Annotated in this window: 21 protein-coding genes; 13 read left to right on the forward strand and 8 right to left on the reverse strand. The window is 42.2% G+C overall.

What is annotated here, in order from left to right; translation table 11 throughout:
• Positions 1 to 115: 115 nt before the first annotated feature.
• From mltG to dapF, 3 genes are read right to left on the reverse strand one after another with little or no spacing between them, the layout of a single operon-like run.
• A complete protein-coding gene (gene mltG, locus FG28_RS18425; RefSeq protein WP_036385448.1) occupies positions 116 to 1159 on the reverse strand; it encodes an endolytic transglycosylase MltG in 1044 nt (347 codons plus the stop codon).
• The gene (locus tag FG28_RS18430; protein WP_036385450.1) at positions 1149 to 1682 is read right to left on the reverse strand and encodes a GNAT family N-acetyltransferase; all 534 of its coding nucleotides are present in this window, start codon (positions 1680 to 1682) and stop codon (positions 1149 to 1151) included. The genes mltG and FG28_RS18430 overlap by 11 nt, the downstream gene beginning before the upstream one ends.
• On the reverse strand, positions 1676 to 2452 hold the full coding sequence (gene dapF, locus FG28_RS18435; protein ID WP_036385452.1) for a diaminopimelate epimerase: 777 nt from the start codon (positions 2450 to 2452) through the stop codon (positions 1676 to 1678). The genes FG28_RS18430 and dapF overlap by 7 nt, the downstream gene beginning before the upstream one ends.
• Positions 2453 to 2585: 133 nt before the next feature.
• Between dapF and FG28_RS18440 the strand changes: the two genes are divergently transcribed.
• From FG28_RS18440 to FG28_RS18485, 10 genes are all read left to right on the forward strand, one after another.
• A complete protein-coding gene (locus FG28_RS18440) occupies positions 2586 to 3974 on the forward strand; it encodes a S1C family serine protease (protein ID WP_036385454.1) in 1389 nt (462 codons plus the stop codon).
• 131 nt (positions 3975 to 4105) lie between these two features.
• Positions 4106 to 5554, forward strand: coding sequence for a glyceraldehyde-3-phosphate dehydrogenase (locus FG28_RS18445; protein WP_036385455.1), 1449 nt, complete (start codon positions 4106 to 4108; stop codon positions 5552 to 5554).
• Positions 5555 to 5671: 117 nt separating this feature from the next.
• Positions 5672 to 6277, forward strand: a complete 606-nt coding sequence (locus tag FG28_RS18450; RefSeq protein WP_036385457.1) for a tRNA (guanine-N1)-methyltransferase — start codon at positions 5672 to 5674, stop codon at positions 6275 to 6277.
• 42 nt (positions 6278 to 6319) lie between these two features.
• Positions 6320 to 6766, forward strand: coding sequence for a GNAT family N-acetyltransferase (locus FG28_RS18455; protein ID WP_036385459.1), 447 nt, complete (start codon positions 6320 to 6322; stop codon positions 6764 to 6766).
• An 18-nt stretch (positions 6767 to 6784) separates the two neighbouring features.
• A complete protein-coding gene (gene trmD / locus FG28_RS18460) occupies positions 6785 to 7459 on the forward strand; it encodes a tRNA (guanosine(37)-N1)-methyltransferase TrmD (protein ID WP_036385460.1) in 675 nt (224 codons plus the stop codon).
• Between the two features lie 5 nt (positions 7460 to 7464).
• Positions 7465 to 7788 carry a hypothetical protein gene (locus FG28_RS18465; protein ID WP_156102330.1) on the forward strand — a complete coding sequence of 108 codons (324 nt, stop codon included), beginning with the start codon at positions 7465 to 7467 and terminating at the stop codon, positions 7786 to 7788.
• A 121-nt stretch (positions 7789 to 7909) separates the two neighbouring features.
• On the forward strand, positions 7910 to 8260 hold the full coding sequence (rplS, locus tag FG28_RS18470) for a 50S ribosomal protein L19 (protein ID WP_036385464.1): 351 nt from the start codon (positions 7910 to 7912) through the stop codon (positions 8258 to 8260).
• Between the two features lie 636 nt (positions 8261 to 8896).
• Positions 8897 to 11119, forward strand: coding sequence for an NADP-dependent isocitrate dehydrogenase (locus FG28_RS18475; protein ID WP_036385466.1), 2223 nt, complete (start codon positions 8897 to 8899; stop codon positions 11117 to 11119).
• A gap of 95 nt (positions 11120 to 11214) precedes the next feature.
• Positions 11215 to 13614 carry a TonB-dependent receptor gene (locus FG28_RS18480; RefSeq protein ID WP_036386868.1) on the forward strand — a complete coding sequence of 800 codons (2400 nt, stop codon included), beginning with the start codon at positions 11215 to 11217 and terminating at the stop codon, positions 13612 to 13614.
• A gap of 3 nt (positions 13615 to 13617) precedes the next feature.
• Positions 13618 to 14511 (forward strand): DUF4249 family protein, encoded by an 894-nt coding sequence (locus FG28_RS18485; protein WP_036385468.1) that lies wholly within the window; start codon positions 13618 to 13620, stop codon positions 14509 to 14511.
• Between the two features lie 7 nt (positions 14512 to 14518).
• On the opposite strand, the gene FG28_RS18490 is transcribed toward FG28_RS18485, so the two are convergent.
• Entirely contained in the window at positions 14519 to 15841 is a 1323-nt protein-coding gene (locus FG28_RS18490) for a GntP family permease (RefSeq protein WP_036385470.1), read from the reverse strand.
• Between the two features lie 56 nt (positions 15842 to 15897).
• Here FG28_RS18490 and FG28_RS18495 point away from each other — a divergent pair, with 56 nt between their 5' ends.
• Positions 15898 to 16134, forward strand: a complete 237-nt coding sequence (locus tag FG28_RS18495) for a DUF6095 family protein (protein ID WP_036385472.1) — start codon at positions 15898 to 15900, stop codon at positions 16132 to 16134.
• On the opposite strand, the gene FG28_RS18500 is transcribed toward FG28_RS18495, so the two are convergent.
• Positions 16131 to 16835, reverse strand: a complete 705-nt coding sequence (locus FG28_RS18500; RefSeq protein ID WP_036385473.1) for a DUF4294 domain-containing protein — start codon at positions 16833 to 16835, stop codon at positions 16131 to 16133. The genes FG28_RS18495 and FG28_RS18500 overlap by 4 nt on opposite strands.
• A 102-nt stretch (positions 16836 to 16937) precedes the next feature.
• On the opposite strand from FG28_RS18500, the gene FG28_RS18505 reads away from it, so the two are divergent.
• Positions 16938 to 18026, forward strand: a complete 1089-nt coding sequence (locus FG28_RS18505) for a M42 family metallopeptidase (RefSeq protein ID WP_036385475.1) — start codon at positions 16938 to 16940, stop codon at positions 18024 to 18026.
• A gap of 231 nt (positions 18027 to 18257) precedes the next feature.
• Positions 18258 to 18806 (forward strand): NUDIX domain-containing protein, encoded by a 549-nt coding sequence (locus FG28_RS18510; RefSeq protein WP_036385477.1) that lies wholly within the window; start codon positions 18258 to 18260, stop codon positions 18804 to 18806.
• Here FG28_RS18510 and hisS read toward each other — a convergent pair.
• The 3 genes from hisS to FG28_RS18525 all read right to left on the reverse strand — a co-directional run bounded on the left by hisS (position 18790) and on the right by FG28_RS18525 (position 24181).
• Positions 18790 to 20178 (reverse strand): histidine--tRNA ligase, encoded by a 1389-nt coding sequence (gene hisS, locus FG28_RS18515; protein WP_036385478.1) that lies wholly within the window; start codon positions 20176 to 20178, stop codon positions 18790 to 18792. The genes FG28_RS18510 and hisS overlap by 17 nt on opposite strands.
• A 259-nt stretch (positions 20179 to 20437) precedes the next feature.
• On the reverse strand, positions 20438 to 20908 hold the full coding sequence (locus tag FG28_RS18520) for a DUF6495 family protein (RefSeq protein ID WP_036385480.1): 471 nt from the start codon (positions 20906 to 20908) through the stop codon (positions 20438 to 20440).
• 141 nt (positions 20909 to 21049) lie between these two features.
• Complete coding sequence (locus FG28_RS18525; protein WP_036385482.1) at positions 21050 to 24181, reverse strand: carboxypeptidase regulatory-like domain-containing protein; 3132 nt, start codon at positions 24179 to 24181, stop codon at positions 21050 to 21052.
• Between the last annotated feature and the right edge of the window lie 88 nt (positions 24182 to 24269).

Consider the following 24269-nt stretch of genomic DNA (forward strand, 5'->3'; position numbering starts at 1 on the left):
AATTTGGCCGGCAAATATAGGGGGAGTTATGTTAACGGTTAGTTTAAAGCTCCTAAGATTTTCTTAAATAAGGCCTAAAATCCGTTAAAGTGCTGAAAATTAACGGTAAAGGGTATTATCTAAGAACCTTTTGGGAATTCAACCATTGGATGTACTGTACCTTATTTCGGTTGTGCTGCGCCAAGGTCTTGGCGAATTTATGGTAACCAAAGTTGGAAACATCTGCCACAAAATAGAGATAATCGTGCTTTTCTGGGTTCAAAACGGCTTCTATCGATGAAATATCGGGCATGGTAATTGGGCCTGGTGGCACACCCGCATATTTATAGGTATTATATGGGGAATCCATCTCCAAATCCCTGTACAGAACGCGTTTGATAATTGTATCATAATTTCCCGTCTGCTTTTTAATGGCGAAAATGACGGTTGGGTCTGCTTGCAGTAAAATACCTTTCCTTATTCTGTTGAGATATACCCCGGCAACACGCGGACGTTCATCCACTTTTGCGGTTTCTTTTTGCACCACTGCCGCCAAGGCAATGACTTGTGAAGGTGTTAAATCCAGGCTTTTTGCTTTTTGCAACCGCTCTTCATTCCAATACCTCTGGTACTCCTTCAACATACGTTCCCTGAACTCCTCTGCATTGGTGTTCCAAAAGAATTCATACGTATTGGGTAGGTACATCCCCAATTTGGAATCCTCATCAAAGTTTGTTTCATTTAAAAACCCAGGATCATTGAACGCTTCCAACAATGAAATACTATCCGCTTCAATTTGTTCGGAGACACGCCCGGCCAATAGTGCCAGGGATTCTTGATTGTTGAAAGACACATCAACCGGTAAATTGGCACTACGCAGGGTGTTGATGATCTCATTGTTGTTCATCCCTTTCTTAATGGCATATTTCCCTGCTTTAATATTGGTGATATAGCCTTTCCGCTGGGCCACGGCTTCAAAAGTGGACAAATCTTTCAACAAAGGCTCCAAAGAATCCTTAACTTCAGAAAAAGTAGCATCTGAAGTGATGTACACAAAAGCTTCGTCATTATTGAATTGGGTGTTGGGACTAAAAATGGCGCTGTAAATCTGGTAGGCAATGAACCCACAGATCAAAAGCCCCAAAATAGCGGTTGCCCAAAGTACTTTCTTAAGATACATTCGTATTTATCTTTTGAAACATGATTTCATTCTTGAATCCCGTGCTGGTGCGTATCCATTCTTTTTTCACCCCAACTTTTTCAAACCCCATTTTTTCAAACAAATGGATGCTGGCTTTGTTTTTTTCCAAAATATTGGCGTACAACTGATGCAGATTCAGCGTAGAGAAAGCGTAATCACACATGAGTTTTATGGCCTCCGCCCCTACTCCTTTGTTCCGATCCTCTGGATTGGCAATTACAATCCCCATCCCGGCCCTGCCATGTTTTGGATCAAAATCGAACAAGTCAATTAACCCAATGCATTCATCAGAAGCATTACAGATGCACAAACGAAGCTGTTTTACCTCGTAAATATCCCTGTGGGTATTCTCCAAATACAGTTTCAAAACTTTTTTGGAATATGGTTTTAAAGTACCACTGATTTCCCAAATGGAAGTGTCATTTTCCAGTTGGTATAGAAATTCCAAGTCAGTGGGCTCCAGAGCCCTAAGATTTATTTGTTCTCCTTTTAGGGTCAGCATTCTATTTCTCCTTTATAGACCTGAATGGCCGGTCCCTTTAAATAGATATTGGTATAGTGCTCATTTTTTTGTTCAAAACTGATGGACAAATCCCCTCCGGGCGTACTGATCTTTACGGTATTGGCTTCGGTTTTTCCTGATTTATGCATGGCGATGGCCACCGCAGTGACCCCTGTGCCACAAGAAAAGGTCTCATCTTCCACGCCTCTTTCATAGGTTCGCACCTGAAAGGTATCCGCATTTTGTTGCTCCACAAAGTTGATATTGCTCCCAGCTTTTCCATATAGCCCGTAACGCAGTTTTTCACCTTCCTTAAAAACATCGAAATTCTTTAGATCTTGAACAAGTTGTACATGGTGGGGAGACCCCGTATCCAAAAAAATATAGGCTGGTTTTTCGCGGATTTCATCCACGTCCACCATTCTTAGGTTGACCAAATCACCATTAATAGTAGCTTCGTGCAATCCATCCACAGCGGTAAAAGTGGTTTTGTTTCCAATCACTCCCAAAAAATGGGCAAAGGCCACCAAACATCGTCCACCGTTGCCACACATGGTACTTTCGCCGCCATCTGCATTGTAGTAGACCATCTTAAAATCCGACATTTTGTCATTTTCGAGTAGAATCAGACCGTCAGCACCCACTCCAAAACGCCTATCACACAGTTGGGCGACCAATTTGGTATTGTTTTTGGGAAATATATTTTGGCGATTGTCGATAATCACAAAATCGTTCCCCGTTCCTTGATATTTAAAAAACTGCAGTTTCATAATCGCTACAAAGGAACAAATATAGCGTATTCTTTAAGGAATTTTTTGCAGTTAAAAGGGAGTTAAACCGACAAAGCCAGAAAATGAATTCTTTTAATTTTGTTTAAACTGATTGTTAAAAAAATATCGAATTATGAAGAGAATAGCCAGTTTGCTCCTAGTGTCCGTATTTGCAGGCGCAATTACACTGGGGTCGTACAAATTATTTTTTGAAAAAGACAACTATAAATTGGTGACCACCGAACAGGAAACCCCATTCATTACCACAAGTAATCTGCCAACTTCGGCCAGTGGGGCTGGCATTAATGAGGTTGACTTTACATTGGCAGCTGAAAAAACGGTAAACTCCGTGGTTCACGTAAAGAACCTGACCATTAGTAAAGGACCAAGTAGCCTATCTGATTTCTTCTACGGATTTGAACGCCAACAAACTCCTCAAGTAGGGTCAGGGTCTGGTGTTATCATCTCTCCTGATGGTTATATTGTGACCAACAACCATGTGATTGCCAACTCAAGTCAATTGCAGGTTACCTTGAACAATAATAAAACGTATGATGCAGAAGTCATTGGTTCTGATTCGGAATCTGATATTGCTCTATTAAAGATTGATGCAGAGGACGCCCTTCCGTATTTAGCCTTCGGCGATTCTGATAATGCCAAGATCGGGGAATGGGTGCTGGCTGTTGGGAATCCCTTCAATTTGACATCAACCGTTACCGCAGGAATTGTAAGTGCCAAGGCAAGATCTTTGGGCAGAAGTCAATCCTTTATCCAGACCGATGCTGCCGTAAACCCAGGCAACAGTGGCGGAGCCTTGGTCAATACCAATGGAGACTTGATTGGAATCAACACCGCCATCACTTCCCAGACCGGGTCTTATGTGGGTTATGCCTTTGCCGTTCCTAGCAACACCGCCAAAAAAGTGGTGGAAGACATCATGGAATACGGAAACGTCCAAAAAGGGCTTTTAGGAATTAGAGGTGGTGACCTTAACCCCGAAGTGGCCAATGAACTTGGCGTTGATGACCTGGAAGGAGTATATGTATCGGACGTAACCGAGGAATCAGGGGCCGAGGATGCCGGATTGCAGTCTGGGGATATCATCAAGCAAGTGGACAACATCACAGTGCATAAATTCTCTGAATTGTCCGGCTATCTTTCTTCCAAAAGACCTGGAGATATAGTAAAAGTCATTATAGACAGGGACGGCAAGAACATGACAAAAAATGTTACCCTTAAAAAGCAAATGACCGTTCTCCTACCCGCAACAGGATTTTTGGTGAAAAACCTTTCCAAAGAGGACAAGAAAAAATTTGGAGTTTCCAAAGGAGTAAAGATCATTGATGTTCCAGAGCGCTACAGTCGATATGATTTGCGCAACAAGGTCATTATTAAGGTAAATGACACTGACATAGACAACATTGAAGATGCAGAAGAGCAATTCGGAAAAGTTTCACAATACGGAAGAACCAGTTTTACCATGATCAATGAAAATGGTGAAAAAGAGCACATAATCTTCTAATAAAAGTGACAAAAACACACTTAAAAACACCCTTCCCTGGGTGTTTTTTTGTGCCCATAATCTTTTACGAAAACGTTTGAAAATAGCTAATTTAGCCCTAACTACAACTAAACAAATTCAAATAAACAACTATGGGAGATATTAAATCCTATGAGAAAGAGCTTGCTTTTCAAGCTGATAGAAGAAAGGCAACTACAGAATTCATCAAAATCATCAGTGATCTATGGTATGATAAAGCCATTGAGGTGGTACTTTTCAAAAATCAAATCATTGATAAAAATGTCAGTGACATCATAAATCTGCACGAGTACGCCGGGGAGTTTGTGCAAAAACCCATTTCCATTTTTGATTCCGTTGAGATTTTAAGGGCTATAAGCGATATTAATCTGCCACCTGCCAAGTTGGATATTGGAAAGTTGACCTACGAATACCATTCCGACGACAACAACCACCTTAACGTAAAGGCTTTTGTTGTGGATAAGCTCAAAGATGCGCAGCAGACCAAGGAAATAAAACCCAAGGATGTGGTGCTCTATGGTTTTGGGCGTATAGGCCGATTGGTGGCAAGGGAGCTTATGGCCAAAACGGGAAGGGGTAGTCAATTGCGTCTTCGGGCTGTTGTGGTGAGAGGGGAATTGAACCAAGAGGTTTTGGAAAAACGCGCCGCCCTACTAAAAACCGACTCCGTTCACGGTCAGTTTTTGGGAACAGTGGATGTGGATGCCAAAAACAATGCTCTGATTATAAACGGTACAACGGTAAAATTTATCAGCGCCAACAAACCCGAAGACATTGATTATACAAAATTCGGGATCTATAGCGCCTTGATCATTGATAATACCGGAGCATTTAGGGACAAAGAATCACTTTCCAAACATTTGGAATCCAAAGGGGCCAGCAAGGTGTTGCTTACGGCTCCCGGGAAAGAGGTTCCCAATATAGTGCATGGTGTAAACCATACGGAGTTTGACCCTGACAAGACCAAAATCTATTCCGCAGCTTCGTGTACCACCAATGCCATCACTCCCATTCTAAAAGTTGTTGAGGATTCCCTCGGGATAAAAAAAGGGCACTTGGAAACCATTCATGCCTATACCAATGATCAAAATTTGGTAGACAACATGCACAAAAAATACCGAAGAGGCAGAGCAGCGGCTCTGAACATGGTTGTTACCGAAACCGGTGCCGGTTCAGCCGTTGCCAAGGCACTGCCAGCACTTAAAGGCAAACTAACCTCCAATGCCATTCGTGTACCCGTGCCCAATGGTTCTTTGGCCATTCTTCATTTAGAAGTGAAGAATAAGACCTCAAAAGAGAGCATCAACACCATTCTAAAGAAATATGCCCTGGAAGGCGACCTGGTGGAGCAGATAAAGTACTCGTTGAGCAATGAGCTGGTTTCTACAGATATTGTAGGCACCTCTGCCCCTTCCATTTATGACAGCAAGGCTACTATTGTTTCCTCAGATGGAAAAAGTGTTGTCCTTTATATATGGTACGATAATGAATATGGCTATTCGCATCAGGTCATAAGATTGGCGAAATATATAGCCAAGGTTAGGCGTTATACCTATTATTAATGATTTGGGAAAAGCGGGAACACGTATCCAGTAAATAGGTTTTTCTTTTGATTTTAGGTTTATTGGTGTAATTTCGCCCTACCCTTAATCTAAATTAGTTACGAGAATATATTGACCATGAAGCATTTACGATTTTTCATTGCACTAGCCCTATTTGCACCCTACTTTTCATCCTTTGCACAAGAGGAAACTGAAGAAAATAAGGACATGACCATAAAAGGTCAGTTTGAGGAAATGGAACGGAAGTCCACCAATTACAGGTCGGGAAATGGTGTGCCTTATGAAGTGATACGACTAGCCAGTCTCAATGAAGTCAAGAGCAATATCTTTGACACCATCAATACCGCCTACGAATCCATAAAGGACCTATCGGCTACTATTGCTGCCAATAAGGCTGAAATAGAGGATCTGAACACCAAGTTACAGGATACTACCAATAAGTTGAACACGGTTACCGAAGAGAAGGACAGTATTTCCTTTTTTGGCGCCTTGGTCAGCAAAGGCACCTACAATTTTATTCTATGGTCCATCATTTTTGCGCTATTGTTGTTCCTGCTGTTCTTTATCTACCGATTTAGAAACAGTAATTTCTTGACGCAACAGGCAAAAACGGCCTTAGCTGATTTGGAACAGGAATATGAACAGCACAGACGAAGGGCATTGGAGCGTGAGCAAAAGATTAGCCGCCAGTTACAGGACGAATTGAACAAACAGAAAAAGTAAAGCCAAGGCTTCCGAAAGGGAGCCTTTTAAAATTCAAACCCCATGACCATCAAAAAGGCAACCGTTTCAGATTTGGAACTCATTGTTCCACTTTTTGATGCCTATCGGGTGTTCTACAAACAGGGTTCAGAACCTACCGCAGCTCGTGAATTTTTAAAAGAGCGGTTTTTACGCAATGAAACAGTGATTTTTATCGCACTGGAAAATGAAGAACCCGTGGGATTCACCCAACTGTATACTACCTTTTCATCCGTATCCCTCCAACCTTCTTATATTCTGAACGATTTATACGTATCTCCGAACCATCGAAAAAAAGGCGTTGGGGAAGCACTACTGAATCAAGCCAAATCCCATTGTCAGGAAAATGGCTTTAAGGGATTGGCCTTGGAAACGGCAATCGACAATCCGGCACAAAAATTATACGAGCGTTTGGATTGGAAAAACGATACGGACTACATTCACTACTTTTGGAGAAATTCAAAAGCCTAAGCCTTTTCATCAACGCCCATGCGGATAGATATCATTACAGTACTGCCCGAACTTTTGACAAGTCCTTTTGAGGCCTCCATTTTAAAACGAGCCATTGAAAAGGATTTGGTCGAGGTACACCTGCACAACCTCAGGGATTATTCCAAAGGAAACTACAAACAGGTGGATGACTACCAATTTGGCGGTGGCGCCGGGATGGTGCTTATGGTAGAGCCCATTGATAAATGTATTTCCCAACTCAAGGCAGAACGTGAGTATGACGAGATAATTTATATGACCCCTGATGGTGAAACCCTGAAACAAGGCATCGCCAATCAGATTTCATTAAAAAAGAATCTTATTATTTTATGCGGACATTATAAAGGTGTGGACCAACGGGTACGGGACATGCATGTAACTCGAGAGGTTTCCATTGGGGATTACGTGCTCTCTGGGGGAGAGTTGGCCGCCGCCGTTTTGTGTGACGCTGTAATTCGTTTACTTCCCGGAGTACTGAATGATGAAACCTCAGCCCTTACCGATACCTTCCAAGATAACTTATTGGCCCCGCCCGTATATACACGACCTTCGGAATACAAAGGAATGGAAGTCCCTAAAATCTTATTGAGCGGTGATTTCCCGAAAATCGAGAAATGGCGTGAAGAGCAAGCCTTGGAACGTACCCAGAAAAGAAGACCGGACCTACTAAAATAAATCCTATGGAAAACTACGAAGCCTATTTTATGATTGGAGGCGGCTTGACCTCTTTGGGAAAACTGATCGCTGTACTGGCCAGTGGAATCCTACTCGCAAAACAACGGAATTGGAGCACTATACTCATGTTTTTGGGAAGTGTACTCTCAATTATAGTCTCACTTGGATTTCTATTGTTGACCACTTTCTCTGCCCAAGAAGGACCGGAATCAGTTGTCAAGGTCAATGCTTTGGGCAGTATTATAACACCACTCCCCTACATCCTTTTTGTCATTGGATTGTTGTTGTTTGCCACAAAGCAGGTAAAAAAACAGCAACAAGGGAATTAAGCTGTTCAAAAAACAAAAAACACCTTGCTATTTCTAAATATTGCATTACTTTTGCAATCTCAAAATCAACCTCTGACGAGATACGTGAAAGTTGGTCTTGCTAAACATTAAAAAATAAACCATGGAATCCCTAATAAAATTTGTTGAAGACGAATTTGTTCCAAAAAAAGAATTTCCAAAATTTTCATCAGGAGACACTATCACTGTCTACTATGAAATCAAGGAAGGTGAAAAAACCCGTACCCAGTTCTTTAAAGGAGTTGTAATCCAAAGAAGAGGTAGCGGCGCCACTGAAACGTTCACCATTCGTAAAATGTCCGGTACCGTTGGGGTAGAAAGAATTTTCCCTATCAACATGCCCGCATTACAGCGAATCGAAGTAAACAAAAAAGGTAAAGTACGTAGATCCAGAATCTTTTACTTTAGAGGTCTTACCGGTAAAAAGGCCCGTATCAAAGAAGTTAGGGGATAATTCCATTCCCAGAAACAGAACAAAAAAGCATCTCGATCGAGGTGCTTTTTTTATGAACAATTGTTAATAACATCGGTTCATACATTGTTGATTTTTAATCGGTTATAAAATTTGTTTTTCTCATTCTTTGAAGTACTTTAGTAGAAGAAATATGAAAATGATGCAAGTCAAGTCCATGTTTCGGTTTTAAAGTTGACGTTCTTTAAAAACTGAAAATTTCCCTTTTAATTGGTAACACTACTGATCACAAAAGGAATTTCAAATTGAGGAGACGCTTAGGCGGGCCTCAAGGAGAATTCGTAAATTTTATGTGCGAATGGGAGAGCAATTTCCCGTTTTGATAAGATTTAGGAAATTATCAGGACACTTTGCGAGATAGAGTTTGGTTGTATAATTGAATGAATCGAGTAGAGTAAACGTCTAAAGGGCAACAGATGCAATCTTCGGATTGCGGTTTTGTAGCAACACAAAACAAGTCTTTTAGTCCTTTATAGAAAGCCATATCAATGTTCGCACATGGATATGGCTTTTGTTTTTTAGAAATTCTTCAAGTATTGCCACTTACTTTTGAAAAATTCGTTATAAGTACACCGTCCATAAATTGTATATTTGCACCGCTCAAACAAATACACATAAATGGCCAAAATTTTTTATACTAAAACAGACGAAGCACCCGCCTTAGCTACACTATCTTTCCTACCCATTGTAAAAGCTTACACCGAAACTGCAAACATCACCATAGAGACCAAGGACATTTCCCTGGCCGGTAGAATTGCAGCGGTATTTCCAGAATATCTCAACAACGATCAAAAGGTCTCCGATGACCTTTCTATCTTGGGCGAACTGGCCAAGACCCCAGAAGCCAACATCATTAAACTCCCTAACATAAGTGCTTCCATTCCGCAATTAAAAGAAGCCATTGAGGAGTTGCAAGAGAAGGGATATAACCTTCCCAAGTATCCGGATGAGCCCAAAAACGACGAAGAAAAAGTCATTAAGGCCAAGTACGATAAAATCAAGGGTAGTGCGGTAAACCCAGTACTTCGTGAGGGAAACTCAGACCGAAGAGCTCCCAAAGCCGTAAAAAATTACGCCAAGAAAAACCCACATACCATGGGGGAATGGTCTTCAGATTCCAAAACCCATGTAGCAACCATGTCCCATGGCGACTTTAGGGCCAATGAGAAATCCTTGACCATGCCCAATGCTGATGCTGTTCGTATTGAATTGGTAGCCGCTGATGGCACTACAACAATTTTAAAGGACAATCTTGCATTGCAGAAAAGTGAGATTATTGATGCTACCGTGATGAGCAAAAAAGCATTGGTGGATTTCTTTGCCAAAGAAATTGCCGACGCTAGAAAAAATCACCTGTTGTTGTCCCTTCACTTTAAGGCAACCATGATGAAGGTCTCCGACCCTATCATCTTTGGTCATGCCCTAAAAGTGTATTTTGAAGAACTCTTCAAAGAATACGGCGACACTTTTGAAAAGATTGGCGTTGACCCCAACGATGGTCTGGAAACCCTATATGATAAAATTGCAAAGCTTCCTGAAAATCAACATAAAGAAATTGAAGGTGCCATTCAAAAAACCATTGAAAATGGACCTGATTTAGCCATGGTTAATTCCGATAAAGGAATTACCAACCTTCATGTCCCCAGTGATATCATTATTGATGCCTCCATGCCCGCAATGATCCGGAACTCTGGTAAGATGTGGGATAAAGATGGGAAACTTCAGGATACTAAAGCCATCATCCCAGATAGCAGCTACTCTGGCATTTACCAAGCCACCATCGATTTTTGTAAAGAGCACGGGGCTTTTGATCCCGCCACCATGGGAACCGTTCCCAATGTGGGACTCATGGCCCAAAAAGCCGAAGAATATGGGTCGCATGATAAAACTTTTGAAATTCCAACCGACGGAGTTGTCAAAGTTGTAAGCCAATCAACAGGTGAAACCTTGATTGAACACAAAGTGGAACAAGGCGACATTTGGAGAATGTGCCAAGTAAAAGACGCCCCTGTTCAGGATTGGGTAAAGTTGGCTGTTGGTCGTGCCCAGGCCACTAATGATCCCGCTGTTTTTTGGTTGGATGAAAGTAGGGCACACGATGTTGAATTGATCAAAAAAGTAAATCTATATCTCAAAGATTATGACACCAAAGGGTTGGATATTCGAATCCTCTCCCCTATTGAGGCCACTAAATTCACATTGAAACGGCTTAAGGATGGAAAAGATACCATCTCCGTTTCAGGAAATGTTCTCCGGGATTACCTAACTGACCTCTTTCCTATTTTGGAAGTGGGTACAAGTGCCAAAATGCTTTCCATTGTACCTCTTATGAACGGTGGTGGCTTGTTTGAAACCGGTGCTGGGGGGTCAGCCCCAAAACACGTTGAGCAATTTTTGGAAGAAGGTCACTTGCGATGGGATTCTTTGGGTGAGTTCTTGGCTTTGGGTGTTTCTTTGGAGTTCTACAGCGAAAAGAACAAGAATAAAAAAGCCTTGGTACTTGCCGATGCCTTGGACAAAGCCACCGAGAAATTCTTGGACAACGATAAATCTCCTTCCAGGGTTGTGAATGAACTGGACACAAGAGGCAGTCACTTTTATTTAGCACTTTACTGGGCCGAACAACTGGCCAATCAAAACGAAGATGGGGATTTGAAAGCCACTTTCAATAAAGTGTATGAAGCCCTATCCGCAAATGAAGCCAAAATTGCCCAGGAATTGATTGATGCCCAAGGGTCGCCCGTGGATATTGGGGGGTATTATTTGCCCAATGCAGAGATGGCTTCCCAAGCAATGCGCCCCAGCGAAACCCTCAACAACATACTTAATTCCATAGCATAAGAGGACATAAACCCAGTACTGTTAAATTTATGGTACTGGGTGTTTTTAGGTTTTCCAAGAAGCATTTAATGAGTATTTTTAGGAAAATCCAAAAAATGCCGAATAGACATTTTGTCCTAAACCTTAGTCTACTCCTTTTCGGTATTTTTGCCCAAGCCCAGCAAAAGTTTACGCTTAGTGGCACCATTTCAGAAGCCAACAGTAATGAGACCTTGATTGGGGTCACCATTGCGTTTCCTGATATAAATACCGGGGTTACCACCAACGAATACGGGTTTTATTCCATTACCCTTCCTGAAGGAGAATATACCGTGGTGGTAAGCTATTTGGGATTTCAGGATGTTCGAGAAACCATCAATCTAAATTCAAACACCAAACGGGATTTCAGTATGCTGGAAGGAGCCGAGGAACTGGAAGAGGTTGTGGTCACCGATGATGTGGAACGTCTGGATATCCGAAAACCACAGATGAGTGTCAACACTATGGCTGTCCAGACCATCAAACAGATTCCAGTGGTGTTGGGAGAATCCGATGTTATTAAATCCCTCTTGCTTTTGCCCGGTGTCTCCAATGCTGGTGAAGCCTCATCGGGATTTAATGTCCGTGGTGGCGCTGCCGACCAGAACCTTATTCTTTTGGATGAGGCCACCGTTTTTAACTCATCGCATTTATTTGGATTTTTTTCCGTTTTCAATCCAGATGCCATTAAGGACGTAAAACTCTTCAAAGGAGGTATTCCTGCGAGGTACGGGGGACGGGTTTCCTCTGTGCTTGAAATATTTCAAAAAGAGGGCAACAGCAAAGATTTTAAAGTGAACGGTGGTATAGGAGCCGTTGCAAGTAGACTGCTATTGGAAGGCCCTATCTTAAAGGATAGAACCGCCTTTTTGATAGGTGGGAGGGCGTCTTACGCCCACTTGTTCCTTCCCCTATTTGATGTGGACAATAAGGCCTATTTCTATGATCTCAATGCCAAGGTCAACCATAAAATCAATGAGCGAAACAGTATTTTCCTTTCAGGATACTTTGGACGCGACCTGTTCAGTATAAGTGACAGATTCGTGAACACCTATGGAAACGCTGTTGGGAATTTTAGATGGAACCATCTATTTTCAGATAGATTGTTTTCCAACCTATCGGTTATCTATTCCGATTATTTTTATGGCTTGGAGCTTGATTTTGTGGGATTTGAATGGGATTCTGGAATCCAAAACTTCAACCTAAAATATGACCTGAAGCATTACATCAACAATAAATTTCAACTGAATTACGGATTAAACAACACCTATTACGTCTTCAATCCTGGGAGAATAAAGCCCAATAGTCCCGATTCAGGTATTCTGCAAGAACAGCTTACCAAAAAATACGCCAATGAAAATGCCATCTATGTTGATATTGAACATCAAGTATCAGAAAACCTAAGTCTGGAGTATGGGTTAAGGGTCAGTCAATTTAATAGATTTGGGCAAGAGGAGTTCTATGTGTATGAAAATGATAACCCTGTTGTGTTCGACCCTTATGCGCTAGTTTATAAGAAAGCGGAACCCATAGACACCATTAATCCGGCAAGAAACCAAACCTTAAAAAAATTTCTCAATTTAGAACCAAGGATATCCGCCTCTTATAATTTTAAGGGCCAAAGTTCCATTAAGGCCAGTTATACACGCTTGGCGCAATACCTCCATTTATTGTCCAATACCAGTTCGCCAACCCCTTTGGATGTTTGGACTCCCAGCGGCCCATTTGTAAAACCACAGTTACTGGACCAATATGCCGTGGGGTATTTCAGAAATATCAAGGAGGGTGATTATAGCTTTGAAACTGAAGCTTTTTATAAGGATATCAAAAATCGGATAGATTATATTGATGGGGCCAATCTCATTGCAAATAATGCCATAGAACAGGTCATTTTAAATGGTGAGGCCAGAGCCTATGGATTGGAGTTTCTAATCCGGAAAAATGAGGGTCGGTTAAAAGGTTGGTTGGCCTATACCTGGTCAAAATCGGAACAACGGACTCCTGGAAGAAATTTAGGCATTGACACAGGCCGTTCAGACCTTGAAACAGGCATCAATCAAGGGCAATGGTACAACACACCTTACGATAAAAGGCATGACCTATCCGTTTATGGAAGTTATGACCTAAACGAGAAATGGAGTTTTAATGCCAATTTTATCTATCAGACAGGACAGCCCACCAACTATCCAGTAGGGCAATTTGAGTTTGAAGGAATCACAGTGCCCTATTATGGCCTTCGGAATAAAGAACGGCTTCCGGACTACCATAGATTGGATGTTTCAGCCATATTGACCCCAAAACGGAACCAACGCAAAAAAGTGCAGTCAGAATGGGTGTTCAGTATCTACAATCTGTACAACAGAAAAAATGCGGCATCCATCAACTTTAGGGAAAATGAGGATACCGGAAGAAACGAGGCCATCCGTACATCTATTTTTGGAATTATTCCAGCCATAACCTATAATTTTAGATTCTAGCGAATGAAAAAAGTAATCTTTATCATAGGAACCTTTTTTTTCTTCACATCGTGTGAAGATGTTGTGGATGTGGATTTACCGGAAACTGAGCCTAGACTAATCGTGGACGGACTTATAAGGGTGGACAAAAGCCAAGAATTCATTGATGTTAGAATACGCATGCGGGAAACAAGTAACTTTTTTGAGGATAACCCACCCACCCAAGTTGAAAGTGCCGTTATTACTTATGGTGTTCCCAACGAATTTGGGGAATTTGTAAACTTTGCCTCTTCCTCATTGGCTGAGGAGGCGCCAGGTACCGGAGTATATGTCCCCGACTCCAATTTTTCCTCAGACCAACGCATCAGAACCGAAAGCGCAAAGCCAGGGACTATATTTGTTCTCCAGATTTCACATCAGGATAAATTTTACTATGCCCGCACAGAATATGCGCCTACAGTTCCCATAGATAATTTACAACAAGGAGATGACACCCTGTTCAATGAAGATGAAACAGAGGTGATCGTAACTTTTACTGACCCCTTTGGACAAAATAATTACTATGTCTTTGATTTTGGTTTCGGCAATTTTCAAGCTGTTGAAGACCAATTTTTCCAAGGGCAGCAGTTTGAGTTTTCCTATTTCTATGATGATAACCTTGGTACAGGACAGGACATCAACGTAAGCATTTTGGGTGCAAATCAGGATTTTTATAACTATATGGACCTGTTGGTGGAGCAAACCATGGAAGATGGAGGCGTGTTTGAGACACCTGTTGCCACAGTTCGAGGCAATGTACTTGACATTACAGGGCAGGACGACATTGATATTTTTGACAATGTTGAACCACCCAACGACTACGCACTGGGTTATTTTGCCGTAGTACAGGAATTTACAAGGGGTCTTACCATTGAATAACCTTTGGTCATGATGTCACAAAATAAAGCAACAGAATCATCAAAATACCGGTAATACCCTGTAAAAGTGTCCCCAAAGTATGTCCTCGCAATGCAGTTTTCACATTGATATTGGAAAATTGCGACACCACCCAAAAATAACTGTCATTGATATGTGAAACGGTCATGGCTCCGGCACCTACGGCCAAAACTGCTAACGCCTTATCAGTGATAGAAAGCAACCCGAAGGTTTCCAACAAGGGAGCAATAATGGCCGATGTAGTTATGATGGCCACTGTGGAAGAACCTTGGGCCGTTTTTAAGACTGCCGCTATCAGAAAAGCAATCAAAAGGCCACCTACACCTGAACTGGATTCCAAATCAATAATGGAAGCAATATCAATGGTCCGTAAAATGGCACCAAAGGCACCTCCCGCTCCCGTAATCAACACAATGGCACCCGCTTGCTTAAAAGCTTCCGCCACCCATCCCTGTTTTTCTTTGGAAGGTGTTTTCCTGCCCAATGAAAAAGCAAAGAATACGCCAACCAGCAAGGCAATAATAGGGCTTCCCAAGAAATCAAAAATCTTGAACATCATTCCATCTCCCAAAGGATAGGTGGGATAATTAACCAGTGATTTCATAGCTATCAAAATAATGGGAACAAGTAAGGGCAAAAATGCTTGGAAGGGTTTGACCGTGGAAGGGATTTCTTCCTTTTCTTCCCTAACTTCAGCCGTTTCATCCTCTTTTAGGGATTTGCCAATAAAACGGGCCCAAAAATACCCGGAAATGGATACTGGAATGGCGACCAAAAGCCCTAAGGTCATCACCAGTCCCAAATCGGCTTCCACAATGGCTGCCGCCGCCAAAGGTCCCGGTGTAGGGGGCACAAATACATGCGCTGAATATAATCCAGTGGCCAAAGCAATGGCAAAAACTGTTGCCGGTATACCCGTTCTTTTGCTGATGGCCTTGTTCAAGGAAGAAAGGATAATAAACCCTGAATCGCAATACACAGGAATGGAAATTACGAACCCAGCTAAATTAATGGCCAACGGAGAGCGTTTCAAACCAATCACTTTTAAAATACTATTGGCCAACACTTGCGTGCTTCCTGTTTTCTCCAAATAGATTCCGATTACGGTTCCAAAAGCAATGACCAATCCAATTCCCGAAAGTGTTTTGCCAAACCCTTCAACAATTGTGGTCATAATGTCTTGAGGAGTAAGTCCCAGAAGAAACCCTGAAGCCACAGCGGCCAAAGTCAGGGAAAAAACCGGGTGCATTTTAAACTTTACCGTAGCAATGATGATAAAAAGCACCACCACGCCCAAAACGAGTAGTTCCATGGTCAATTTTTATGCGATATCCTCTAAATATAAGCTAATATTCCTACTTTGGTCCCATGAGGCGGACAGATAAGGAACTTTTGGTAAAAGGATTGAAATCGTTTGGTTACACCGTGGCGGCTATGTTTTTAGGGCCATTTTTAATTTACCAGGCCTTCAAAAATGAAGAGCATTTTCTTTATATCCCTGTTTTGATTTTGGGTATCTTCTTTGCCGGTTTGGCCATCTATTTAGGCTTTCGGTCCGTGAACATTGTAATGGATGCGGTGTTTGGAAAAAAATCCAAGGACTAATTTTTGGACTCTGGAGAAGCATTTTTCCATTTGTTGCTCAACTGGGCATAGTCGTAATCCAGCACGGATTTCTGTCGCTCCAACTGATTGGCCGCAAAGGCTCGCTGGAGAATATCTTCAATGAGGTAATCTTCATGGATGCTTTCAGGATGAAATTCTTCCTTAAGGCTAATTTTAAATAAACTTGCTGTGGTATTGTACCAAAAGGCCCGCCAACCACTTCGCAGTTCTTTTACCAAATCAAATGCAGTTGTTCCCGTTTGGCGATAAATCAACTTCACCAAAATCTGACCTTCGGTACGGGTTAATTTTTTAAGCTCTTCTGAAAATTCCTCCTCAATAAATTTTTGCACCTTTCGGGTATATCGGCGTTGATGTCGTCTTTTTTTAATGTGATCCAAACTATCGTTCAGTTCCACCAAACGTTCTGCGGCCAATTTGGCATACGGATACACTTTTAAGGTTTTTCTGCGTAGTATAAAGTATCGAAGCCGCTCATTCCTATCAGCAAAATCCAGCTTACCAAAGAGGTAGACCTCTTCCAGTTCAATGGAGCTGTGAAGAATGGAATCTCCTTCAAACCGAACGTAATAATCTGTAATGGAATCGTTGGGGTTCAGCACAGAATCATTTTCAATTTCCTGTGAAAATCCCAATGCATAAAATGCCAAAAAAATAACAAGAAAGCATGTACGGCTCATCCGGTTCATTTCTCAAAAGTCTTGCCAAATGTAAAGATAAAGGTAAGATTTGGTTATTAAATAAAAGTGAATATTAGTATGTTTGTGGACTAAATTAATCACATGGCAGCAGGAAAAATTATCAATGAGAAATCGCTTACGTTCCTTGAAAAATATTTAAACAATGCCTCCCCAACGGGTTATGAATGGGAAGGACAGAAAATTTGGATGGAGTACCTAAAACCGTATGTGGATGACTTCATTACGGACACCTACGGAACCGCGGTTGCTGTTATCAATCCTGAGGCAAAATACAAAGTGGTTATTGAGGGGCATTCCGATGAGATTTCTTGGTACGTCAATTATATTACTGACAATGGTTTGCTCTATGTTATTAGAAATGGAGGTAGTGATCATCAAATTGCACCTTCCAAATGGGTGAACATCCATACCAAAAATGGCATTGTTAAGGGTGTCTTTGGGTGGCCGGCTATCCATACTAGGGACAAGGCCAAGGAGGAAACCCCAAAAATTGAGAATATTTTTATCGATATAGGAGCCAAGGACAAGGAAGAGGTGGAGAAAATGGGCGTTCATGTAGGCTGTGTAATTACCTACCCTGATGAATTCCATGTGTTGAACAAGGACAAATTCGTTTGCCGTGCACTGGACAACCGGGTTGGTGGCTTTATGATTGCCGAAGTGGCCCGTTTGCTGCATGAAAACAAAAAAGAGTTGCCATTTGGGCTATACATTACCAATTCAGTACAGGAGGAAATTGGATTGCGAGGTGCCGAGATGATTACCCAGACCATAAAGCCCAATGTGGCCATCGTAACAGATGTGTGCCATGACACTACCACCCCAATGATCGACAAAAAGAAAGAAGGTGAGACCATGATTGGGTCGGGGCCCGTAGTTTCTTATGCTCCAGCGGTACAGAACAAGCTTCGTGAACGCATTTTGGAAACCGCCGAGGCCAAAAAAATACCATTCCAGCGTTTGGCAGCTTCCCGCTATACAGGTACAGACACCGATGCCTTCGCCTACAGCAATGGTGGTGTGGCCTCTGCCCTGATTTCCCTACCGTTACGTTATATGCATACTACGGTTGAGACAGTACACAAGGATGATGTTGAAAATGTGATCCGTTTGATCTACGAAACACTTTTGACGATCAAAGAGGGTGAGACGTTCAGTTATTTTGATTAAAAATATCCGTTCAATCTGTCATTTCGAAGGAATTTGTGACTGAGAAATCTGAACCCATATTGAGTACATCTTAATTTTTTTAGATTTCTCAATCGATACTTCGTATCTCATTTCGAAATGACAATACGTAAAACTTGTCATGCTGAACCTGTTTCAGCATCTCATACCTATTTTCCAAAATTAATGGGACCCTGAATCAAGTTCAGGGTGACGAATTGCTATTTTTGTGTTATGGATGAATGGGTAGACATTTTGGATGCAAACGGAAAACCAACAGGAGAATCCTGTTTAAAATCCGAAGCGCACCAAAAAGGGCTGTTACATCCTACCGTTCATGTTTGGCTGTATACCAAAGACGGCAGGGTACTCATTCAACAACGTGGAAAGCACAAAGATACGCATCCATCCCTTTGGGATGTTTCCGTAGCGGGACATGTGTCATCGGGAGAGGATATAAAAACCGCTGCAGTACGCGAAGTTGAAGAGGAGGTTGGGCTGGCCATTTCCGAACAGGATTTGGAACCCATCGCCACTTTTAAGGCAATACATAAGATTTCCGAAGACTTTACCGATGCCGAATTTCACCATGTGTTTTTAAGTGAATTGAAAGAGCCCTTAAATCGTTTGACAAAACAAGACTCTGAAGTGGATGCCTTGGATTTGGTTCCCCTACTCCAATTTGCTGAAGAAACCTGGGGCATGGCAAATACCGGGAAATACGTTCCCCACGGTGTTGATTACTACAAAACCATCATCAAAGAAATTAAAAAGCGGCTTTAACGGTTTCGGCGAACTGTTCGGCTTCATCCAAGTTGTAGGCTTTTTGGTCTCCCGTTTTCATGTTTTTCACCACAAAAATACCTTGGGAAAGCTCTTGTTCCCCTAAAAGAATTACGTAAGGCACTCCCCTCTTATCGGCATATTTAAACTGCTTCTGCACTTTGGTATCCGTAGGATACAAATCGGCACGAAGCCCAGTTTTTCTTAGGGATGACACCAATTTGAGACCGGCCAAACCTTCTCCTTTCCCGAAATTAAGACAAAGTACGTCCAAAGATGTATCCAGACTGTCAGGAAACAAGTTCAATTCCTCCAAGACCAGATAGATTCGGTCCAACCCGAAGGAAATACCAACACCACTCACATCTTTCAAGCCAAAAATACCGGTAAGGTCATCGTAACGACCACCGCCACCAATGGAACCCATACTAACACCTTCTGGTGCAGACACCTCAAAAATGGCCCCTGTGTAGTAGTTGAGGCCTCGGGCCAAAGTTACATCCAATTGCAAGCTTGTGGATTGTAATCCAACCGCTTCCACCGTAGTAATGATTTCTTCCAAATCGGCCACTCCTTGTTGCCCGATTTCAGAATCGGAGAGTAATATTTTTAATTCCGCCAGTTGTTCAGAAGCCGAACCTGACATGGAAAACAGGGGCTGGGCCTTGGCGATGGCAGTTTCAGATATGCCCTTTTCCAACATTTCGGCCTTAACCTTCTCCTCTCCTATTTTATCAAGTTTGTCCAAAGCGACAGTGAAATCTATTAAGAGATGCTTGGCACCGATGACTTCAGCAATGCCGGAAAGAATTTTTCGGTTATTGATTTTGATGGTGGCACCCTTCAGACCCAAATCGGTGAAGACGGCATCGTACAGTTGTACAAATTCCACTTCTTGTAATAGGGAATCCGCCCCAACCACATCGGCATCACATTGGTAAAACTCACGAAAACGCCCTTTTTGCGGCCGGTCTGCCCGCCAAACGGGTTGTATTTGATAACGTTTAAAGGGAAAATCAATCTCATTCTGGTGCATTACCACATAGCGCGCAAAAGGAACCGTAAGATCGTAACGGAGTGCCTTTTCGGAAATTTTAGGAGTCAGTGAAGCAGAATTTTTGGAGCTATAAGTCACATCATCCACTTTAGAAATAAAATCCCCAGAATTCAAGATCTTAAAAATCAAGCGGTCTCCCTCATCCCCATATTTTCCCATCAACGTCTCCGAATTTTCAAAAGACGGGGTCTCTATCGGCTGGAAACCATAGGCTTCAAAATGCTTTTTTATGGTCTGGATGATATAGTTGCGCTTGGCCACTTCTGCTGGCGAAAAGTCTCGGGTTCCTTTGGGTATGGATGGTTTCTGTGCCATGAAATCTTAAATTCTCGTGCAAATATAAGGGGTTTGTTAATTGTATTAAGTGAGGTAGCTGTCATTTCGAACGAATGTGAGAAATCTGTTCGAATTTGAGATTTCTCGTCGCTCATACTTCGCTCTGTCTAAATGACTAGGATTGATAGATGTCATGCTGAACGAAGTGAAGCATCTCAAAAAAATTAGATTCTTCAATCGAAGTGCTCTTTCAGAATGACATTTTGTACTTGAACTTGTTCTTAAACTTGAGTTTTTATCACTCCATAATCTGCTCAAACCACTGGTAGAGCTCTCCTTTGGTAATGACCGCACCTTGTTTGATGATTTCAAACTTGTCTGCATTCTTATCCTCTCCATAGGCCTTTGAAGCGGTGAGGTATTCCACAAAATCAGACTGGAAATTCCGTTTGAACCAGTCAAACCCCACTTTGGTGCGCAGGTCAATCTCCGGGTTCATCACTTTAACGGATAGCAGTTTCATTTCTTTATCGGTCAAGTGAAAAAGGTGCATGTGCCGTTCGGAAACATTTTCCAGATATTCCACTTTGGAAAGTACGCCTTCCCAAATCAAATCGCTAAACACGTCAATCTCCTCTTCGGCCACTTCGGGCTTTTCTTGTTTGATGGTTTTCCACTCCGCTGCGGTGATGGACTGTGTGGCCAAAAAATTAATGAATTCGGGATGTAACTCCTCCAACTGTTCTTTAGAAAGCCTTTTGTATTTCATCTGCTGTATTCTATTTTTCAAAGGTCAGATGTAATTCGCTCAAAATTCATATCAAGCTCATATTCCTCTGGCTCATTTCATGCTGCAAAAATAAAAAAGGCAGTGCTTATGCACCGCCTTTATTCATTTTTTTGTCCCAAACTAGTTGAAGATATAACGTACACCAAATTGTGCTTGCCATCTGGACAATAAACTGGTGTCCGAACTAAAAGTTTCCGTTAAGTTGGGGTCAAATGTATAGGTTGGATTATTATTGTCATCCACAGTAACCCCCAAAACCTGTTGGTTGGTGGGAATATCGATCACACCCCAATCCGAGCTGATTAAATTTCCCACATTCAACACATCCAAACTCAATTGTAAGGTGTTCTTTGGGGCCAGTTTTATATCCTGAAGTACTTTTAAATCCCACCGACCACGCCAAGGAGCCAACGCACCATAACGTTCAGCATACTCTCCTCTATGATCACTTAAATAATCATCTTGTTGGATGAACGCTTCAAAGGCCTCCGCCTGTCCGGCGCCACTAAAGGTCATTTGACCAACTTCAGCAGCAGTGGGAATGTAAAGCAAATCGTTGATACTGGATCCATCACCATTGATGTCACCCCCATACAAATAGTTGAATCGACCTCCTTGCGCATATTCAAAAAAGGTGGAAACGGTGGTTCCTGTTTTAAAGACTTTGGAAATTACCCCAATAAATCGATGCGTATCGCCATATCTGGAATAGGAAAGCACATCATCATTGGCATTGGCCGAAACGGCATTGGCCGCAAAGGCATCGCCCGTAATCTCCGCTTCAATGGAGTTTACATCCTTTGAATTTAAGTAACTGTATGCCAGACTTGCATAAAGCCCATTATCCCAAGTTTTTTGACCCTTGAACACAGCATTCCATATTCTTCCTTTGTCCGAGTTGGAAAACACATAGGCATTATTGATCAAATCATCAGCGGCATAAATGGGTCTGTTGTCCACCCCTTGCAACGTTTCCGAGGGAGGTAAAAGTCCCCAGTTTTGCACATGCGGACCGTTTACATCTTTGGAATAGGACAAATCTGTGGTGATTATAATCCCATTTTCCATACGATAATCGGCCCCTAAACTACTTCTCCAAACCTGCGGCCATTTAAAATTAGGATCAACCACTTGATAAAAGAACACATTGGGATTGGCAATTTGATTTCCAAGCCATACAAATGGGAAGCGTCCCGTAAAGATACCGGAACCACCTCGTAATTGGAATGAATTGTCGCCATGAACATCCCAGTTGAATCCAACTCTGGGTGAAATCAACCAATCGTCTGTAGGCATTTTAGTGGAATCAAAGAAGACTGTTTCGCCATTATTAGGGTTCTGATAGGGAATATCTGGTACGTAGGCGGGAGCCACATCGATAACGTCTTGGGCCTTATCCGAAGAATCAAAATACAACGGTTTGTCAACTCGAATTCCATAGGTGAGCTTAAAATTTTCCGTGGCATTCCATTCGTCCTGTACATAAAAGGCGAGCTGACCTACATTGGTCTCCGCCAAGGCCCATCCTCCCAGGTTTCCTTCCCCGGCTGTATTTAAAGCATTGTCTGCAGCGATTGCAGCATCAAAAGCATCTTGATAAAAGGCTACTAGACTAGCTTCGTTATTGGGGTCTCTGAAATCAGCAATGGAACCCGTTGGAAAAAACACCCCTTGTGCTCCGTAAGCCCCTAAGTTGAAGGAGTTGTCAAACTCGAACTTTTCAAATGAGAATCCTACAGTGAAGGTATGGTCCCCTTTAAAAAAGTTAAGGTTATTGGTCAACTGAAATACTTTCTGGTCCAACCGGTTGTGGATAGAGAAAGGTTCGTGACCCGCTATGATGTAATTGGAACTTCCATTTTCATCCAATAAGGTTATGGTTGGTGCTGGGCTTGACTTTGGATTTCTGAAATCGTCAAAATGGGTATAGCCCACCTGTAGTTTGTTAATGGCCTCATCGGAAAGTGTTGAGTTCAATTCCAACTGAACGGACTGAATCTTGTTGTTGATCTCATATCCTGCATTTTCAAACTGAAGGGTGGACAGATTAGGCCCTCTAAAGCCCAATGCGGTTGGGTGGGCTGGTTTTTCTTTGGATGCATCCAAAAAATTATAGATGATGGCCAATCTGTTATTTTCATTGATGTTCCAATCCAACTTGAAGATACCTTTGGTGGATTCTTGGTCAAAATTGAAACCTTCATACCTTCCAGGGTTGTAAAATTGCCCATCTCCGATGGAAACTTGACTCAAAATATTGGAGACTAGTTCAAAATCCGAGGCCAGGACCCTAGATTCGTTAATACTGCCGGTTCCTCTGTTGGGCACAAACCCTGCGCTTCCCAAATCGGTTCGGTCATCTTTTTCAAAGTTGGCAAAGAAGAACAATTTGTTCTTTACAATAGGCCCTCCAATACTGATACCGTATTGGGTTTGGCTCAAATCTGCCTTGAATACATCATCACCCTTTATTTTACCTCCAGTAAGGTCTTCGTTTCTATAAAAACCATACACCGTTCCATAGAATTCATTGGTACCACTTTTAGTAACGGCGTTTACAGAAGCCCCCGTAAAACCAGATTGGGTAACATCATATGGTGCCGTGGTCACTTGAATCTGGTCAATGGCATCTATGGAAATGGGGTTGGCATCCGTCTGTCCTCCGGGTTGGGCGGCATCCAATCCAAATGGGTTATTGAAGATGGCTCCGTCCAGAGAGAAATTATTGAATTGATCATTTCGTCCTCCAAATGATCCATTGCTTGCCGTGGGTTCCAAACGTGTAAAATCATTGGTAGACCTGGTAATTGTAGGCAACCGGGTCAATTCTCTGCGACCAACACTGGTCTCAGCACCTGTGCGGTCACTGCCAAAGGTGCCGGACTGATCGGAAACGACCACCACTTCATCCAGTTGTTGACTGTCCGAAACCAAGACCACATCAAAATTGAAAGTTTTCCCCAATGTGAGGAAAATATCATTTTGGGTATTGGTTTTAAATCCCACATAAGATATGGTAACTTCATAAGGGCCACCTACTCTCAAGTTCAATAGATTATAGCGGCCTTCTTCGTTGGTAATGGCACCATACCGCGTTCCGGTTGGAGTGTGTACCGCCACTACATTGGCCCCCAATAATGGTTCTTGTTGGTCATCAAGTACTGTACCCCTAATGTTTGAGGTAGTAACTTGTGAAATTGCAGAAGTAAGTGCCATAAAGAGCAGCACTCCCAAGATTAAGAATTTCTTCATACGTGTTGAGTTTAAGTTGTTTGAGTGCTGACAATATAGACAAAAAAAAGAGCTATGCACGCATAGCTCTTAACAAGTTATTAACGGA

This window comes from Muricauda sp. MAR_2010_75 (genome assembly GCF_000745185.1).
Lineage (GTDB): Bacteria > Bacteroidota > Bacteroidia > Flavobacteriales > Flavobacteriaceae > Flagellimonas.